The organism is Kitasatospora sp. NBC_01287, from assembly GCF_026340565.1.
Taxonomy (GTDB): Bacteria; Actinomycetota; Actinomycetes; order Streptomycetales; family Streptomycetaceae; genus Kitasatospora.
This window is the reverse complement of the sequence record NZ_JAPEPB010000001.1, coordinates 1,366,689-1,384,240: the sequence shown is the minus strand read 5'-3', so window position 1 is coordinate 1,384,240 and position 17,552 is coordinate 1,366,689. Positions and strand designations below refer to the sequence as shown.

Sequence of the window (17,552 nt, the reverse complement as noted above, 5' to 3'; positions counted from 1 at the left end):
GCAGGCGCACTGAACCGCGGGCGCACCAACCGCATATCCCACCGCACATCGACAACACCTTTGGAGTGGAACAACCATGAGCACTGACACCGCCGCCCAGACCACTGCCGCAACGACCATCGAGGCCAACAAGGCCCTGGTCCACCGCTACTACGCCGAGCTGGTCACCGGTCAGCGGATCGAGCTGCTGGAGGAGCTGGTCGCGGCCGACGCCGCCGACGAGACCCGGGTGGGCCCGGGCGGCGCCGGCACCCGCGAGGACTTCGCCGAGCACCTGCGGGTGCTCTGGGAGACGGTCGAGGGCGTCACGGCCACCGTCGAGGACCTGGTGGCCGAGGGCGACCGGGTGATCGCGTTCTGGCGGATCGAGGGCAAGCACGTCGGCCACGTCTTCGGCGTCCCCGCCACCGGGCGCGACTTCGTCGGTCACAGCATCAGCACGCTGACCATCAAGGACGGCCGGGTGGTGCGCTACAACGTGCTGCCGGACCGCCTCGGCATCATCCGCCAGCTCACCCCGGCGCTGGTCTGACCCTTCACCAGCACTCCCAGGGGCGGGCCCACCAGGGCCCGCCCCGGCCCCCTCCCCTCTCCCCGGAGCCCGCAAATGACCCAGTTCTCCGCCCCCGCCGACCAGGAGGAGATCCGCCGCCTCCTGGCCCTCTTCTCGCACGCGTTCGACAACGCCGACGCCGAGCTGATCGCCGAGGTCTTCGCCCCCGACGGCACCATCGAACTGGCCCGCACCGGTGCCCGCTTCGAGGGCCTCGCGGCGATCCAGGCCTTCAGCCGCGACCTCGGCGCCACCTCCCCGGACCACCACACCCTGGACACCGTCCTCACCCCGCAACCCGACGGGACCGTCCGCGCCCGCAGCCGCTACCTGGCGATCCTGGCCGACGGCTCGGTGCACAACGGCGACTACTTCGACGTGCTGGTCCGCACCGACCAGGGCTGGCGGATCGCCGAACGCCGCTCCGTGCCGCGCTACCCGGCCGCCGTTCACCCGAACGAGTGATCTTCGCAGCGCTTTTCACCGCTGCCGACCCGTCGCCCCTAGCCTCCGGCGGGAGTGCGTTTCGGGTCGGCAGCGGGACGACCGCCGGGTGAAGGGGGAGGCGGACGGTGCCCGTGGGATCGCGAGTGGACGAGGTGCGGGAGTCGGCCCAGGCCGGCCGGCTGGTCCTCTTCGAGGAGTCGGCGCGTGACGGGGCGCAGGCCAAGACGCTGATGAGCGCCGGGTTCCGGGTGCGGCTGGCCCGGGAGCAGGGGGCGGTGTTCGGGGCGGACGGGCCGCGGCACGTGGTCTTCGCCGCCGGGTTCCCCTCGGTCTGCGCGCAGGAGTTCGAGGCCACCCGGCAGGTCGCGCTGGAGGCGCAGGACTCGGTGAGCCCGGCCGCGATCTGCCGGGGCACCGCGGCGGACGTGCGGCTGGCGATCAGCGCGGTGCGCGGCGCGGCGCACGCGCGGGTGATGGTGATCGTCGCCGCCTCCGAGGCGACCGCGCGCGCCCTGGTGCACCGGAGCGCCCGCGAGGCGTTGGCCCAGGGCCTGGAGGTGGTCAAGGAGGCGGTCGACCTGGCGGCCGGCGTGGCGGCGGTCGACGTCTGCCTGGTGGACGCGCCGCGGGCCGATCCGGCGCTGGTGGCCGAGTACGCGGGCGCGATGACGGCCCAGGGCGCGGGCACGATCGTGCTGGCGGACACGGTCGGCGACCTGCTGCCCGGTCAGGCGCGCGAGTTGTTCACCCGGGTCGCCCGCGGCGCCGGATCGGACACGGTGCTGGTCTCGCACCTGCACAACGACCTCGGCCTGGGCCTGGCCAACACTCTGGCGGCGCTGGAGAGCGGGGTCCGGGTGGCGGCCTGCTCCTGGCTGGGCCTGGCCGAGCGCAGCGGCATGGTGGCCACCGAGCAGCTGCTCTTCCTGCTGGCCCACGACCCGGCCAAGGCCGCGCGGATCCTGGGGCCCGACTGCCGGCCGTGGTGGACGGCGCCCGACCTGACCCGGCTGCCGGGCATCGCGCGACTGGTCTCGGCCGAGACCGGCCTGCCGCTGACCGTCACCACGCCGATCGTGGGCAGCGGGGTGGGCGCCATCTCCACCGGCACCCCGTTCACCCACCCGCGGACCTTCCAGCCCTACGACCCGGAGCGGCAGTTGGGCGTGGCACCGACCGTGGTGCTGACCCACCTGGCCAGCGGGCGGGTGCTGCGCGCGGTGGCCGAGCGCCTGGGCCACGAGCTGGACCAGGCGCAGACCCGTACGGCGCTGGCCTGGGTCAAGGACCGTGCCTACCGGCTCGGCCGAGCCGTCGTCCCCGACGCCGACTTCGCCGCCTACCTCGACGGACTCACTGCCGTGCCGCTGACCGCGGTGACGCCCGCTGCCGGAAGGGAGCGCGCCGATGCCCGCTCCTGAGCCGCTCGACACCGCCGCCGCCGACCGCGCCCTGGCGGCCGGCCAGGCGGTGGTGCTGCCCAACCCCAGCCCGCTGACCTACGTGGTCGCGGCCACCGCGCCCCGGGCCGTCAACGCGGCCAAGGGGCGGCCCGGCGACCAGGAGGTCGCCCTGTGGGTGCACGCCGACGCCACCTGGCGCGAGCTGGCCCCCGCGCTGGCCCTGCCGCCGATCGCGCTGCGCACCGCGCTCGCCCTGCTGCGCGAGGAACTGGTCACTCTGCTGGTCCCCGTCCGCATTGGCGGCACCGCCCCCGCGCCGCCCGCCTGGGCCGCCCCGGCGCTGCGCGCGGGCCACCTGCTGCTCTTCGGCGCCCGCTGGCAGCCGCTGGCCCCGCTGCTGGCCCGCCACTCCCGCCTGTACGTCAGCAGCGCCAACCGCACCGGGCGGGCGCCGGCCGCCGACGCCGCCGAGGCCGCGGCGATGTTCGGCCCCGGCGTCACGGTCACCGACGGCGACGCGCTGCGCGACACCCGCGCCCCGCACGCGGCCACCACGATGCTGCGGATCGCCCCGGACGGCGAGCTGGCCCACATCCGCCACGGCGCCCAGGACCGGGCCCACGGCCCCGACCCGGCGCGGTACTTGGCGCACCTCCGGGCGGTCGGCGCCGGCTGACCCGGTGGCCGGACAGGGGCAGTAAGGGTTGCCTAGGGGTCCGGTAGGGGTGTTCGCGGTGGCCCGCGCGGATAGCTTCTGCGCACGTCAACCCCCTTACACCCCCTCCACCGCAACGGAGTCAGCCCCATGTCCAGAACCGGCCCCCGGTCGCTCACCCTGCTCGCCGCCGTCACCGCCGGGGTGCTGCTGCTCGCCGCCTGCGGCGGCACGGGCACGAAGACCACCGCGAGCGGCACCGACGGAGGCAAGCCCGTGCAGGGCGGCTCGCTCACCTACGCCACCGACACCGAGCCGATCTCCTTCGACATCCACGTCAGCCAGCAGGACGCCACCGGCGCCATCCAGCGCAACGTCTTCGACTCGCTGGTGCACCAGGACGCCAAGGGCGACTTCCAGCCCTGGCTGGCCACCTCCTGGGACATAGCACCGGACTTCACCTCCTACACCTTCCACCTGCGCCCGGGCGTCAAGTTCACCGACGGCACGCCGTTCGACGCCAACGCGGTCAAGGTCAACTTCGACCGGATCGTGGCCAAGGACACCAAGTCCCAGTACGCGGCCAGCCTGCTCGGCCCGTACACCGGCAGCCAGGTCATCGACGCGCAGACGGTGAAGGTCAGCTTCAGCAAGCCGTTCGCGCCGTTCCTGCAGGCCGCCAGCACCGCCTACCTGGGCTTCTACTCGCCGAAGGCGATCGCGGAGAACGGCACCAAGCTCGGCCAGGGCGGCCCGGTGGACGTGGGCACCGGACCGTTCATCTTCAGCAGCTACACCAAGGGGCAGAGCGCGGTCTTCACCCGCAACCCGGACTACGACTGGGCGCCCAAGGACGCCGCGCACCAGGGCCCGGCCTACCTGGACAAGCTCACCGTCCGCTTCCTGACCGAGGACTCGGTGCGGGTGGGCGCGCTGCAGAGCGGGCAGGTCCAGGTCGCGGACCCGATCCCGCCGGCCGACGTGAAGAGCGTGCAGGGCGATTCGCGGCTGCGGACCGTCAGCACCCAGGCGCCCGGCGCCAACTACGCGCTGGTGCTGAACACCACCAAGACCCCGCTCAACGACCCGCTGGTGCGCCAGGCGGTGCAGCGCGGCATCGACGTCGACACCGACGTCAAGAGCGTCTACTTCGGGGTCAACCAGCGCGCCTGGAGCCCGCTCTCGCCCACCACCCCGGACTACGACAAGTCGCTGGAGAACTCCTGGCCCTACGACCCGGCGCTGGCCAACAAGGACCTGGACCAGGCGGGTTGGACCGGCCGCGACGCCCAGGGCTACCGCACCAAGGACGGCCAGCGCCTCACCCTGGAGTGGCCGCTGCCCCCGGCCGAGTACGTGCGCGAGCAGCGCGACACCCTCGGGCAGGCGATCCAGGCGGACCTGAAGAAGGTCGGCATCGAGGTGACCCGGCCCCGCCAGGACATCGGCACCTACATCGCCAACACCTACGGCGGCAAGGAGGCCATCGCCGACTACAGCTGGGCCCGGTTCGACCCGGACGTGCTGCGCCTCTACTTCAACAGCGCCAGCAGCCCGGCCACCGGCGGCGAGAACGCCACCTTCTACCAGGACAGCCAGCTGGACACCTGGACCAACACCGGTGAGGCGACCCTCGACGCGGCGACCCGCCAGGACGTCTACGGCAAGACCCAGCAGCGCGCCATCGACCTGGGCCTGATCGTGCCGCTCTACGTGCGCACGGACGTGGTCGGGGCCACCTCGCAGGTGCACGGGCTGACCGCCGACCCCAACACCTGGCTCAACTTCCACGACGCCTGGCTCGCCAAGTGAGCAGTGGGTTGACACTCCGTCACCTCGCGCGGGCGGTGCTGCGCCGCCTGCTGGGGGCCCTCGCGGTGCTGTTCGGGGCCGCCACCATCGCCTTCGTCGCCCTGCACCTGGTGCCGGGCGACCCGGTGACGGTGATGCTCGGCCCCGGCAGCCCGGCCACCCCCGAGGTGAAGGCGCAGATCCGGGCGCAGTACGGGCTGGACCAGCCGGTCTTCGCGCAGTACCTGCACTACCTGGGCCGGTTGCTGCACGGCGACCTCGGTGAGTCCTACCAGTTGCAGCGGCCGGTGGCGGACGTGATCGGCGAGCAGCTCGGCTCCACGGTCCAACTCGCGCTGGCCGCCGTGCTGGTGGCGGTGGTGCTCGCGGTGCTGGGGGCGCTGGCCACGGCGGGGCGGCGCCGGCTGCCGCGCGCGCTGGTCGGCCTGGCCGAGCTGCTTGCCGTCTCCAGCCCGTCCTACTGGATCGGGATCCTGCTGCTGACCGCGTTCTCCTTCCAGCTGCGGATCTTCCCGGTGGCGGGCGACGAGGGCCTGCCGGCGCTGGTGCTGCCCGCCCTGACGCTGGCGCTGCCGCTGGCCGGCGTGCTCGGGCAGGTGCTGCGCGAGGGCCTGGAGGCCGCGCTGGGGCAGCCGTTCGTGCTCACCGCCCGGTCGCGCGGCCTGGGCGAGGGCGCGGTGCTGCTGCGGCACGCGCTGCGGCACGCGGCGGTGCCCGCGGTCACCCTGGCCGGCTGGCTGACCGGCTCGCTGCTGGGCGGGGCGGTGCTGGTGGAGACCGTCTTCGGGCGGCCGGGCATCGGCGCGCTCAGCCTGCAGGGCACCACCAACAAGGACATGCCGCTGGTGATCGGGCTGGTGCTGCTCTCCGCGCTGGTCTTCGTGCTCATCTCGACCGTGGTGGACCTGCTCTACCTGGTCATCGACCCACGACTGCGGAGCGGGTGACCCCCTATGACCACCCCTGTGACCACCCCTACGACCACCGCTACGACCACCACTGCGACCACTGCGACCACTGGGGCGACCACCGCGGCGACCACCGTGAAGCCCCGGCGGCGGCCGAGCGGCGGGCGGGTCCTCGCGCTGCTCGCCTCGGCCGCGCTGGTGCTGATCGTGCTGGTGGCGCTGGTGCCCCAGCTGTTCGCCGGCGCCTCGCCGGACGTCACCGACCCGGTGCACGCGCTCGCCCCGCCGAGCACCGCGCACCTCTTCGGCACCGACCAGCTCGGGCGCGACCTGTTCGCCCGGGTGCTCTACGGGGCCCGGCCCTCGCTGCTGCTGGGCGCCGGCGCCACCGCCCTCGCGGTGGCCGGCGGGGCGCTGCTGGGCCTGGCCGCCGCGCTCGGCGGGCGCTTCGCCGACCAGGCGCTGAGCCGGCTGGCCGACATCCTGCTCGCGCTGCCGCCGATCCTGCTGGCGCTGCTCGCGGTGATCGTGCTGGGCACCGGCTCGGTCAATGTGATGATCGCCATCGCGCTGGCCTTCGTGCCCGGCTACGCCCGGATCGTGCGGGCCGAGACCATGGTGGTGCGGCGCTCGGGATACGTCGAGGCGGCGGTCGGCCTGGGCCTGCGCCGCCCGGTGCTGATCGCGCGGCACATCCTGCCCAACGCGGTGGGCCCGATGCTGGTGCTGGCCACCGTCGGCTTCGGCGCCTCGCTGATCGCCGCCTCCGGGCTGAGTTTCCTGGGCCTGGGCCCGCAGCCGCCCTCGCCCGAGTGGGGCGCGATGCTCTCGCAGGGCCGCGGCTTCCTGCAGTCCGCCTGGTGGGTCGGGGTCTTCCCGGGCGCCGCCATCACGTTCACCGCCCTGGTGGTCAACGCCGTCGGCCGCCGACTGCAGGCCCGCTTCACCCGGAGGACCCTCGGATGACCCTGCTCAACGTCGAGAAGCTGAACGTCGGTTTCGGCGCCGCGCCGGTGGTGCGGGACGTCTCCTTCAGCGTGGCGCCCGGCGAGTGCCTGGCGATCGTCGGCGAGTCCGGCTCCGGGAAGAGCGTCACCGCCCGCACGCTGATCGGCCTGCCCGGCGCCGGCGCCGAAGTCACGGCAGGGCGGCTGGAGTTCGACGGCCTGGACCTGCGCACCCTCGACAAGGCGGCCTGGCGCGGGCTGCGCGGGCGCCGGATCGGCCTGGTGCTGCAGGACGCGCTGGTCTCGCTGGACCCGCTGCGCACGGTCGGGGCCGAGGTGGCCGAACCGCTGCGCACCCACGGCCTGGCCACCCGGGCGCAGGCCGGGCCCCGGGTGCTCGACCTGCTGGAGCAGGCCGGCATCCCCGACCCCGCCCGGCGCGCCGAGCAGTACCCGCACCAGCTCTCCGGCGGCCTGCGCCAACGCGCGCTGATCGCCTCCGCGCTGGCCGGCGAGCCCGAGCTGCTGATCGCCGACGAGCCGACCACCGCGCTGGACGTCACCATCCAGGCGCAGCTGCTGGACCTGCTGGACGGCCTGCGGCGCCGGGGCACCGCGCTGCTGCTGATCAGCCACGACCTCGCGGTGGTGGCCAGGTTGGCCGACCGGGTCGCGGTGATGAACGGCGGCCGCTTCGTGGAGACCGGCCCGACCGCCGAGGTGCTGGCCGACCCGCGACACGCCTACACCCGGGCGCTGCTGGCGGCGGTGCCGAGCGGGGCGACCCGGGGCCGACGGCTCTCCGCGCGTCCCGACGTTGCCGCTGCTGCTGCTACTACTGCTGCCGCCGCTGCCAGCACCGCCGCCACCGCCGCGGCCAGCACCGCCGCCACCGCCGTTGCCGTTGCCGCCGCCCCCGTGGTGCCGGCCCCCGTGGTGCTGGCCGTCGACAAGATCGCCAAGGCGTTCCGCGCGCCGGACGGCGGCAGCTACCAGGCCGTCCGCGAGGTCTCCTTCGAGCTGCGGGCGGGTGAGATCCTGGGCCTGGTGGGGGAGTCGGGCTCCGGCAAGACCACGGCCGCGCGGATCGCGCTCGGCCTGATCGAACCGGACAGCGGCACGGTGCGGCTCGGCGACCTGCCGTGGAGCGGGGTGCCGGAGCGGCACCGGCGCCCGGCCCGCCGCCGGATCCAGGCGGTGCCGCAGGACCCGCTGGGCTCCTTCGACCCGCGGTTCAGCGTGGAGCGGGTGGTCGGCGAGGCCGTCGCGCTCCGTGGTCGGGCCCGGCGGGCCAGGGTCGGCGAACTGCTCGACCAGGTCGGCCTCGACACGGCGCTGCTGACCCGCAGGCCCGCCGAGCTGTCGGGCGGGCAGCGCCAGCGGGTGGCCATCGCCCGGGCGTTGGCGCCCGGCCCGGAGGTGCTGGTCTGCGACGAGCCGGTCTCCGCGCTCGATGTCTCCATCCAGGCCCAGATCCTGGACCTGCTCCTCGAACTGCGCCGTGAGCTGGGGCTCGCCATGCTCTTCATCTCGCACGACCTCGGCGTGGTGCACCACCTGAGCGACCGGGTGGCGGTCATGGAGAATGGGCTCGTCGTGGAGAGCGGCCCGGCGGCGGCGGTGTTCACCGCCCCGACGGCGCCGTACACCCGCCGGCTGCTCGCCGCACTCCCGGGCGGGAGGCCGGCCGTGCTGAAGGAGACATCGGCTTGACCGGCACCTTGGTCGCGATCAGTGACCTGCACATCGGTTACCAGGAGAACCGCGCGTTCGTCGAGCAGCTGCGGCCCGCCTCCGCCGAGGACTGGCTGATCGTGGCCGGTGACGTGGCGGAGCGGTTCAGCGACATCGAGTGGGCGCTCGGTACCCTGCGGGAGCGCTACGCCGCCGTGATCTGGGCGCCGGGCAACCACGAGCTGTGGACGCCGGCGGACGACCCGGTGCGGCTGCGCGGCGAGGAGCGCTACCAGGCGCTGGTCGAGCTCTGCCGCGGCCTGGACATCAGCACCCCCGAAGACCCGTACCGCGTCTGGCGCGGGGCCGGCGGCCCGGTGACCGTGGTGCCGCTCTTCGTGCTCTACGACTACACCTTCCGGCCGCCGGGCACGCACACCAAGGAGCAGGCGCTCGCCGTCGCCCACGAGTCCGGGATCGTCTGCACCGACGAGATGCTGCTGCACCCCGACCCCTACGCGAGCCGCGACGAGTGGTGCGCGGCGCGGATCGCGGTGACCGAGCGCCGGCTGGCCGAGCTGGACCCGGAGCTGCCGACCGTGCTGGTCAACCACTTCCCGTTGCGCCGCGAACCCACGCTGGTGCTGCGCTACCCGGAGTTCGCGCAGTGGTGCGGCACCGAGCGGACCGCCGACTGGCACCTGAAGTACCGTGCGGCGGTGGCGGTCTACGGGCACCTGCACATCCCCCGGACGATGTGGATCGACGACATCCGCTTCGAGGAGGTCTCGGTGGGCTACCCGCGCGAGTGGAAGCCGCGCGGCGGCCCCAGGGGTCCACGCCCGGTCTTCCCGGACGCGGCGGCGGCCGGCGGCCCGCCGCCGGGCAGCGCGCGGTGATCGAGCGCCTGCTGCCCGCCGCCGCGGTGGCCGCCGAGGCCTTCGCGGACGAGGGCGACGCGGGCACCCTCTTCGCCGAGGAGCGTGCCCTGCTGGCGGGCATGGCGCCGGGGCGGCGGGCGGAGTTCATCACGGTGCGCGGCTGCGCCCGGCGGGCCCTCGGCGCGCTCGGGCTGCCGCCCGCCCCGGTGCCGCGCGGGCCGCACGGCGCGCCGCGCTGGCCGGCCGGCCTGGTCGGCAGCCTGACGCACTGCGAGGGCTACCGCGCGGCGGTGCTGGCCCGTGGCGCGGAGCTGGCCGCCGTCGGCATCGACGCCGAGCCGCACCGGGCGCTGCCGCCCGGGGTGCTGGACGCGGTGGCCTCGCCCGCCGAGCGGGCCGCCCTGGCCGACCTGCGCCGGGCGTCCCCGGTGGTGCACTGGGACCGGCTGCTGTTCAGCGCCAAGGAGAGCGTCTACAAGGCCTGGTACCCACTGACCGGGCAGCGCCTGGACTTCGCGGACGCGGAGATCGCCTTCGCGCTGGACGGCGGCTGGACGGCGGCGGTGGTACCGGTTTCGACGCCGGTTTCGGCACCGGTTTCGACGCCTGCGCTGGCCGGGCGCTGGCTGACCGGGGGCGGGCTGCTGCTGACGGCGGTGGCGGTGGAGGTGGCGGTGGCGGCGACGGACCGGGACCCGCGCGGCGTGGGCTAGTTCATCCCGAGGGCCTGAAGGACCAGGCCCAGCGCGGTGAGGCAGCCGAGCAGGAACACCAGGCCCACGACGGCCCGGCGGAGCACCTGGAGCACCGTCCGCAGCCGGGGGCCGGCCTCGCCCTTCCCCTTCTCCCACTCGACGTGCTCGTCCTCGCCGCAGTTCTCGCAGCAGCTCTCGCAGCGGTCAGCGCAGCACTTCTCGTCCAAGGGCTCGCAGCAGTCGTCGTCCATGAGCTCGTCCCAGGCCGCGTCCTGGTCCGAGTCGCCCCGCCGCTCGCGCCGCTCGCGGAAGAAGAGCCGGCCGAGCCAGTCGCCCTCGGTGAAGCAGGTCACCGCGATCCCGAAGCAGCAGGCCGCGACCGTCCCCCAGCCGCCGGCGTCGGGCCGGTCGAGCAGTGCGACGCCGCCGGCCACGACGGCCCCGACGGCGGCGGCGCAGCCGGTGGCTGTCCAGGTACGGTGTGCACGATCCATCGCATCATCATCTCATCCGCCCAGGTCAACGCGATGCCCGGCCGGGTCGGCCGCTTCGCCGCCGCCTCGCCACCGGGCCGCCGCCGAGCTGTCACCGCTCCGCCGCTCGGTCCCACCAAGCTGACGTGACGTCAACATGCCCCACTGGAAACAGTTGTGTCGTCCTGTTGCAGGCGTATGGCAGCGCACCGCAGTGCCTTGACCGCCCCGGCGGAGCTCCAGCAGAGTGCTCGTCATGTCCCTGCCCAATAAGCGCGGCGCCACGGCCGCGACCGCCTCCCTTGCCCTGCTCGCAGCGCTCGCGACCGCCTGCGGCGGTCCGGCGAACGGATCGACGGCAGCCGCCTTCGACCCGGCCACCTGCCAGGGCGGCACGCTCACCGTGCTCGCGCACAGCGGGCAGGGCAAGTTCGACCCGGCGCAGCTCTACACCTCGGGTGGCGGCAAGGTGCCGACCCTGGTCTTCCGGACCCTCACCACGCGCGACCACACCACGGCCGGCCCGGACGGCGCCAAGGTGGTGCCCGACCTGGCCACCGACATCGGCGAGCCCAACCAGGACGCCACGGTCTGGACCTACCACCTCAAGCCGGGGCTGAAGTTCGAGGACGGCACGCCGATCCGCGCCCAGGACGTCAAGTACGGCATCGAGCGCTCCTTCTCGCCCGAACTGCCCGGCGGCCCGCCCTACCTGCGCGACTGGCTGGTCGGCGGCGAGCAGTACCAGGGCCCCTACCACGGCGGCGGCGACCTGGCCTCGATCCAGACCCCGAACGACTCCACCCTCGTCTTCCAACTCACCAAGCCCGAGGGCGACTTCCCGTTCCTGGCCACCGCCACCCAGTTCGCCCCGGTGCCGCAGGCCAAGGACACCGGCGCGGACTACCAGAAGCACCCGATCTCCTCGGGGCCCTACGAGGTGGTCAGCAACGACGACGGCAAGCAGATGGTGCTGGCACGCAATCCGTACTGGTCGCGCTCGATCGACGACCAGCGGCTGGCCTGCCCCGATAAGATCGTCTACACCTCGGGCCTGGACCCGTCGGTGATCAACCAGCGGCTGCTGGCCAGCAGCGGTGACGACGCCCGCGCGGTCAGCGGCGACACCGACATCGACGCGAGCGTGCTGGCCCGACTGAACGGCGACCCGGCGCTGCGCAAGCGGGTGGCGGTCGGCAACTTCGGCGAGACCGACTACCTGGCGTTCAACCCGAAGGTGAAGCCCTTCGACAACCCGCTGGTGCGGCAGGCGATCTCCTACGCCGTCGACCGCCAGTCGGTGATCAACGCGGTCGGCGGCAGCGCGGTGGCCAAGCCCGCCACCACCTTCCTGCCCGACCAGGCGGCCTTCGGCTACACGCCCTACGACGACTTCCCGGCCGGCCCGAGCGGCGACCCGGCCAAGGCCAAGCAGGTGCTGGCGCAGGCCGGTTACCCGGACGGCCTGACCATCACGCTGAGCCACTCCACCACCTCGGTCACCTCGGGACCCGACGTGGCCACCGCCGTGCAGCAGGCGCTCGCCAAGGCCGGGATCACGGTCAAGCTCGACCCCTCCTCGGACGACGACTACTCCACCAAGATCCAGACCCCCGCCCAGGAGCCCGGCTTCTTCATCACCGGCTGGGGCGCCGACTGGCCCTCCGGCGGCCCCTTCCTGGCCCCGATCTTCGACGGCCGGCAGATCCTGACGGACGGCAACTTCAACACCGCGCAGCTCGACGACCCGCAGGTGAACGCCGAGATCGACGCCGCCAACCGGCTCACCGACCCCGCGCAGTCCGCCAAGGCCTGGGGGCAGTTGGACGTCGAACTGGGCAAGCAGGCCTGGGACGTGCCGCTCTTCCACCCGGTCTACCAGCGGCTCTTCGGCAGCGCCGTCAAGAACGCCTACGTCAGCCAGTGGAACGGGGTCTACGACCTCTCCCGGATCTCGGTGAAGTAGGTGGCCGAGCAGGGGAGCGGGCTCTGGCGGCGGCTGCGCGCCGACCGGGCGGCGCTGGCCGGCCTGGTGGTGGTGGGGCTGCTGGTGCTGATCGCGGTGGCGGCCCCGCTGATCAGCGCCCTGGAGGGGCAGGACCCGACGACGTACCACAACGAGCTGATCGACTCGGCCACCGGCGGAGTGCCGATCGGCCCGTTCGGCGGCGCCGGTGCCCGGCACTGGCTGGGTGTCGAGCCGGGCACCGGGCGCGACCTGCTGGCCCGGCTGGTCTACGGCGCGCAGGTCTCGCTCTCGGTCGCGGTCGGCGCCACCGTCCTGCAGGTGCTGCTGGGTCTGCTGATCGGGCTGGCCGCCGGGCTCGGCAACCGGCTCGCCGACACCGTGCTGGCCCGGGCGATGGACCTGGTGATCGCCTTCCCCGGGCTGGTCTTCGCGATCTCGCTGATGGCCGTGGTGCCCGGCGGGTTCCCCCGCCCGGTGCTGCTGATGCTGGTCCTCGGTGTGCTCGGCTGGGGCGGCACCGCGCGGCTGACCCGCGGTCAGGTGCTCACCCTGCGCGGCCTGGACCACGTGGCGGCGGCCCGCCTGGGCGGCGCCCGTGGCTGGCGCGTCGCGCGGCGCGAGATCCTGCCCGCGCTGGGCGCGCCGGTGATCACCTACGCGGCGCTGCTGCTGCCCACCAACGTCACCGCCGAGGCGGGCCTGTCCTTCCTCGGCGTGGGGGTGCGCCCGCCCACCGCCTCCTGGGGGCAGATGCTCGCCGGCGCGAGCACCTGGTTCGAGGCCGACCCGGCCTTCGTGCTGCTGCCGTCCGCGCTGCTCTTCGCCACTGTGCTGGCCTTCACCTTGCTCGGCGAGGGCCTGCGCACCGCGCTCGACCCGCGCGCGGCGGCCCGACTGGGGCGGGTGGCGCGAGCCCGCACCTGGCGGGGCCTGCGCCCCCGGGTGGCCGCGGCCGAGGCCGGCGCCGAGCCCTCGGTGCCCGCCGAGCCCGCCGAGCGCGAGGTGCGCACATGATCCGCTTCCTGGTCCGACGCGCCGTCAGCACCGTGACCATCATGCTGATCCTCTCCGCGGTGATCTACCTGGTCTTCTACATCGCCCCGCACGACCCGGCCCGGCTGGTCTGCGGCAAGGGCTGCGACGCCGCCCGCCTCGCGGTGGTACGGCACAAGCTCGGCACCGACCAGCCCGTCTGGCAGCAGTACTGGCAGTTCCTGCGCGGCCTGCTGCTGGGCCGCAGCTTCGACGCCGGGACGGACACCACCAGCTGCGCCGCGCCCTGCTTCGGCTGGTCCTTCCAGACCGACCAGCCGGTGCTCTCGATGATCACCCAGCGGCTGCCGGTGGACGCCTCGCTCGCCGTCGGCGCCGCCGTGCTCTGGCTGCTGCTGGGCATCGGCACCGGCGTCCTGGCGGCGCTGCGGCGCGGCCGCTTCACCGAGCGGGCGCTGACCGCCGTGACGCTGGCGGGCATGTCGATGCCGGTCTTCCTGATCGGCCTGCTGCTGATGATGGTCTGCTGCGCCGAACTGCGCTGGCTGCCGTTCCCGGCCTACGTGCCGATCACCCAGGACCCGGCGGCCTGGGCGGGCAACCTGCTGCTGCCCTGGATCACCCTGGCCCTGGTCTTCGCCGCCGCCTACGCCCGGATGACCCGCGGCCTGGTGCTGGAGACGCTGGCCGAGGACCACATCCGCACCGCGCGGGCCTACGGCCTGACGGAGCGCCGGATCGTGGTCGGCCACGCGCTGCGCGGGGCGCTGACCCCGGTGATCACCATGCTCGCGATGGACCTCGGCGGCCTGATCGGCAGCGCCCAGCTCACCGAGTCGGTCTTCGGTTTCGACGGCATGTCCCATCTGCTGGTGGACGCGGTCAACCAGGTCGATCTGCCGGTGGTGGTCGGGGTCACCCTGATCGCCGGGTTCTTCATCGTCATCGCCAACGCCGTCGCCGATGTGCTCTACGCGGTGGCCGATCCGAGAGTGCGGCCCTGGTGAACCTGATGAACCCGGTGGACCCGGTGGACCCGGTGAAGCAACCTCTGCTGGTCGTCGAGGACCTGACCGTCCGGTTCGCCGCCGGGCGGGCGGACGGGGCGGCGGACACGGTGACCGCCGTCGACGGCCTCTCCTTCAGCATCGGCGCGGGCGGGTCGCTCGGCCTGGTCGGGGAGTCCGGCTCGGGCAAGACCACGGTGGCCGCCGCGCTGCTCGGACTGCACTCCGCCGCGAGCGCCACGGTCACCGGCAGCGTGCGGCTGGACGGGACCGAGGTCGTCGGCGCCACCGAGCCGGAGCTGCGGGCGCTGCGCGGGGCGCGGGCCGCGATGGTCTTCCAGGACCCGCTCTCCGCGCTGGACCCCTACTGGTCGATCGGCGCCCAGATCGCCGAGGTGTACCGGGCGCACAGCGGCGCGGGCCGGGCGGCCGCCGAGCAGCGGGCGGTGCGGGTGCTGGACCGGGTCGGCATCCCCGACGCCGCCCGTCGCGCCCGCGCCCACCCGCACGAGTTCTCCGGCGGCATGCGGCAGCGGGCGCTGATCGCGATGGCGCTGGCCTGCGAGCCGAAGCTGCTGATCGCGGACGAGCCCACCACCGCGCTGGACGTCACCGTGCAGGCCCAGATCCTCGACCTGCTGGCCGAGTTGCGCGCCGAGCACGCGATGGCCCTGCTGCTGGTCACCCACGACCTGGGCGTGGTGGCGGGCACCACCGAGCGGGTGCTGGTGATGAGCGCGGGCCGGGCGGTGGAGCAGGGCGAGGTCGGCCAGGTGCTGGGCGCCCCGAGCGCGCCGTACACCCGCGAACTGGTCGCCGCCGTGCCCCGATTGGACCGGAGCCGGCCGCCCGCGCCCGTCGGTGAGGGCGCCGGCGAGGTGCTGATGCGGGTGCGCGGGCTGCGCAAGGAGTACCCGGGCGCGGCGCTCACCCCGTTCGGCCGCCGCGCGCGGGTCCCCGCGCTGGACGGCGTCGACCTCGACCTGCACCGGGGCGAGGCGCTCGGCGTGGTCGGCGAGAGCGGCTCCGGCAAGACCACCCTGGGCCGCCTGCTGGTCCGCCTCCTCGAACCCACCACGGGCCTGATCGAGTGGGCCGGTCGCGACATCGGCCACGCCACCGAGCGAGCGCTGCGCCCGATCCGCCAGGACCTGCAGATGGTCTTCCAGGACCCGCTCTCCTCCCTCAACCCCCGCCGCACCATCGGCGACGCCATCTCCGACCCGCTGCGCCTGCGCCCGGGCGCCGGCACCGAGGCCGAGGCGCGCCGCGAGGTGGGCCGGCTGCTGGAGCGGGTCGGCCTGGACCCCGCCTGGCACCGGCGCTACCCCCACGAACTCTCCGGCGGCCAGCGCCAACGCGTCGGCATCGCCCGCGCCCTGGCCCCGGGGCCGCGCCTGCTGGTCTGCGACGAACCGGTCTCCTCGCTGGACGTCTCGACCCAGGCCCAAGTCGTCAGCCTGCTCGGCGAGTTGCAGGCGGAGCTGGGCCTGACCCTGGTCTTCATCGCCCACGACCTCGCCGTGGTGCGCCAGGTCAGTGACCGCATCGCGGTGATGCGCGCGGGCCACGTGGTCGAACTCGGCCCGGCCGACGAGGTCTACCAGCACCCCCAACACCCCTACACCCGAAGCCTGCTGGCGGCGGTCCCGCTGCTGGATCCGGCCGCCGAACGCGAACGGCGGCGCGCCCGCGCGGCCCTCGGGGGCGGGGCCGAGCAGCCGGATCGGGTGGCGTAACGGCGGCCGGGCCATGGGGATCAGTGTCTTCCGCGTGTCGGAGCGAGTACCTCCCGACGCCGGGGAGGGCGGCTCTTCGAGGAGGCTGCGTGCGGTGCTGGTGCCGAGCCACGGCCTGCGGGCCGCGACCTGCTGGCGAAGGAGCCACCAGCATGACCGCTGGACAGGGCCGACGGACTGATCGAGGTCACGACGGTTTTCCTGGAGGTGGAAAATAGATATACCACTTGCCGTTGGCTTCCTTCTCCAGTGGGACTATGAATGCAGGGTGCATTGACTTCGGACTGGAATTTGTCCGACAGTCGACCCGCGAAGAGATTGGTGCGCTTGGTAGGGCCGACGGCGAAGAGGCGCTCGAGCAGAGAGTACCGGTCAGCGTGACAGTGGCAGTATTTCCAGACAGCGCGGCCGGTTCTGCCGAGAGATTATGTTTCCTTCGGTAGTTGTGTGAAGTGTGCGGGCACGGCACTGCCTCCCGCTCCTGGCACACCTGTGCTGGGAGCCGGGACTTGAAAGCCTCCTCGCCGTGGCTCCGTGTCAAAAGGAAGCCACTGGGTCAGGGCCAGGAGGACGATCCCCCAGACGAATGCCCCACCTGTCAGCAGTAGGGCGCTCCTGCGTGCCGCGTTTGCCGGAGTGCTTGAAGTGCGGCTGGTTGCATGGCTCATCGTGAGCGTTCCGATCGTCCGGCCTTCGAGAAGTGCCGGTCCAGTTCGTTGGCGTAGCGCAACCCGAGTTGGGGGCCGTGGGCGGTGAGCCAGTCGGTGAGTGCTGTCCGTCCTGTCGACGGGGCGTCGGAGTCGGCGAGTCCTGCCGCCATCGCCCGGTACTCGTCGCGGGTCAACAGGACGTCGTGGAGTACCAGGCCGAGAGCGCGCGCGAGGACGGGTAGGACGGGGCCAGGAACACGCGCGATGCGGGAGCGGCTTCCCACGGCTGCGCGGACGGCCTCTACCAGTTCGAGGAAGGTCGGCCGCTCGGGGCCGACCGCGTCGACGACGCTGTTCGTCGACTCTTTGCCGTGGATGACACAGAGGCGCGCCAGATCGTCGACGTGGATGCCGCGGATCCGGTAGTCGCCGCGGCCTCCGACGCCGAAGACCGGGAGACGACGCAGCAGCCAGGCGATGTTGTTGATGAGGACGTCGTCGCCACCGAACAGGATCGCCGGGCGCAGGATCGCGTACGGGACGCCGGTCCGGGCCAGTTGCTGCTCGACCTCGGCCTTGCCACGGAAGTACGGCAGCGGTGACTCGGCGCTGGGATGCGTGATGCTCACGTGGACGATGCGCTGGATGCCGGCCTCACGCGCGGCAGCGACCGGACTGGGCGCCTCTCTCCGGCGACGGCACCGGGGCGGGTGTCGAGCCGTGGTCACGACTCGGCACACGACCTG

At 73.6% G+C, this 17,552-nt stretch carries 16 protein-coding genes; 14 read left to right on the top strand and 2 right to left on the bottom strand.

Annotated features, from left to right (window positions below):
- Window positions 1-76: 76 nt before the first annotated feature.
- The 10 genes from OG455_RS05620 (at window position 77) to OG455_RS05575 (ending at window position 9,993) form a co-directional block, all read left to right on the top strand.
- Window positions 77-532 carry an ester cyclase gene (locus tag OG455_RS05620; RefSeq protein WP_266290820.1) on the top strand — a complete coding sequence of 152 codons (456 nt, stop codon included), beginning with the start codon at window positions 77-79 and terminating at the stop codon, window positions 530-532.
- A 75-nt stretch (window positions 533-607) separates the two neighbouring features.
- The gene (locus tag OG455_RS05615; RefSeq protein ID WP_266290818.1) at window positions 608-1,018 is read left to right on the top strand and encodes a nuclear transport factor 2 family protein; all 411 of its coding nucleotides are present in this window, start codon (window positions 608-610) and stop codon (window positions 1,016-1,018) included.
- A 107-nt stretch (window positions 1,019-1,125) separates the two neighbouring features.
- On the top strand, window positions 1,126-2,421 hold the full coding sequence (locus tag OG455_RS05610; RefSeq protein ID WP_266290816.1) for a 2-isopropylmalate synthase: 1,296 nt from the start codon (window positions 1,126-1,128) through the stop codon (window positions 2,419-2,421).
- A complete protein-coding gene (locus OG455_RS05605) occupies window positions 2,408-3,079 on the top strand; it encodes a hypothetical protein (RefSeq protein WP_266290814.1) in 672 nt (223 codons plus the stop codon). The genes OG455_RS05610 and OG455_RS05605 overlap by 14 nt, the downstream gene beginning before the upstream one ends.
- Before the next feature lie 129 nt (window positions 3,080-3,208).
- Window positions 3,209-4,870 (top strand): ABC transporter substrate-binding protein, encoded by a 1,662-nt coding sequence (locus OG455_RS05600; RefSeq protein ID WP_266290812.1) that lies wholly within the window; start codon window positions 3,209-3,211, stop codon window positions 4,868-4,870.
- Between the two features lie 8 nt (window positions 4,871-4,878).
- Window positions 4,879-5,817 carry an ABC transporter permease gene (locus OG455_RS05595; RefSeq protein ID WP_266290810.1) on the top strand — a complete coding sequence of 313 codons (939 nt, stop codon included), beginning with the start codon at window positions 4,879-4,881 and terminating at the stop codon, window positions 5,815-5,817.
- Between the two features lie 6 nt (window positions 5,818-5,823).
- Window positions 5,824-6,744, top strand: coding sequence for an ABC transporter permease (locus tag OG455_RS05590; RefSeq protein WP_266290808.1), 921 nt, complete (start codon window positions 5,824-5,826; stop codon window positions 6,742-6,744).
- Window positions 6,741-8,438, top strand: a complete 1,698-nt coding sequence (locus OG455_RS05585; protein ID WP_266290806.1) for an ABC transporter ATP-binding protein — start codon at window positions 6,741-6,743, stop codon at window positions 8,436-8,438. The genes OG455_RS05590 and OG455_RS05585 overlap by 4 nt, the downstream gene beginning before the upstream one ends.
- Window positions 8,435-9,298: a metallophosphoesterase gene (locus OG455_RS05580; protein WP_266290804.1), complete on the top strand. Its 864-nt coding sequence runs from the start codon at window positions 8,435-8,437 to the stop codon at window positions 9,296-9,298. Before OG455_RS05585 ends, OG455_RS05580 begins: the two co-directional genes overlap by 4 nt.
- Window positions 9,295-9,993, top strand: a complete 699-nt coding sequence (locus tag OG455_RS05575) for a 4'-phosphopantetheinyl transferase (protein WP_266290802.1) — start codon at window positions 9,295-9,297, stop codon at window positions 9,991-9,993. The genes OG455_RS05580 and OG455_RS05575 overlap by 4 nt, the downstream gene beginning before the upstream one ends.
- Here OG455_RS05575 and OG455_RS05570 read toward each other — a convergent pair.
- Entirely contained in the window at window positions 9,990-10,469 is a 480-nt protein-coding gene (locus OG455_RS05570) for a hypothetical protein (RefSeq protein WP_266290800.1), read from the bottom strand. The genes OG455_RS05575 and OG455_RS05570 overlap by 4 nt on opposite strands.
- 235 nt (window positions 10,470-10,704) lie before the next feature.
- Here OG455_RS05570 and OG455_RS05565 point away from each other — a divergent pair, with 235 nt between their 5' ends.
- The 4 genes from OG455_RS05565 to OG455_RS05550 are packed head-to-tail and all read left to right on the top strand — an operon-like array spanning window position 10,705 to window position 16,156.
- Window positions 10,705-12,414 (top strand): ABC transporter substrate-binding protein, encoded by a 1,710-nt coding sequence (locus OG455_RS05565; RefSeq protein WP_266290798.1) that lies wholly within the window; start codon window positions 10,705-10,707, stop codon window positions 12,412-12,414.
- A complete protein-coding gene (locus tag OG455_RS05560) occupies window positions 12,415-13,431 on the top strand; it encodes an ABC transporter permease (protein WP_266290796.1) in 1,017 nt (338 codons plus the stop codon).
- Window positions 13,428-14,417 carry an ABC transporter permease gene (locus tag OG455_RS05555; protein ID WP_266290794.1) on the top strand — a complete coding sequence of 330 codons (990 nt, stop codon included), beginning with the start codon at window positions 13,428-13,430 and terminating at the stop codon, window positions 14,415-14,417. The genes OG455_RS05560 and OG455_RS05555 overlap by 4 nt, the downstream gene beginning before the upstream one ends.
- Before the next feature lie 5 nt (window positions 14,418-14,422).
- On the top strand, window positions 14,423-16,156 hold the full coding sequence (locus OG455_RS05550) for an ABC transporter ATP-binding protein (RefSeq protein WP_266300670.1): 1,734 nt from the start codon (window positions 14,423-14,425) through the stop codon (window positions 16,154-16,156).
- Between the two features lie 664 nt (window positions 16,157-16,820).
- Here the strand turns inward: OG455_RS05550 and OG455_RS05545 are convergent.
- A complete protein-coding gene (locus OG455_RS05545; protein WP_266290792.1) occupies window positions 16,821-17,435 on the bottom strand; it encodes a hypothetical protein in 615 nt (204 codons plus the stop codon).
- Window positions 17,436-17,552 lie beyond the last annotated feature (117 nt).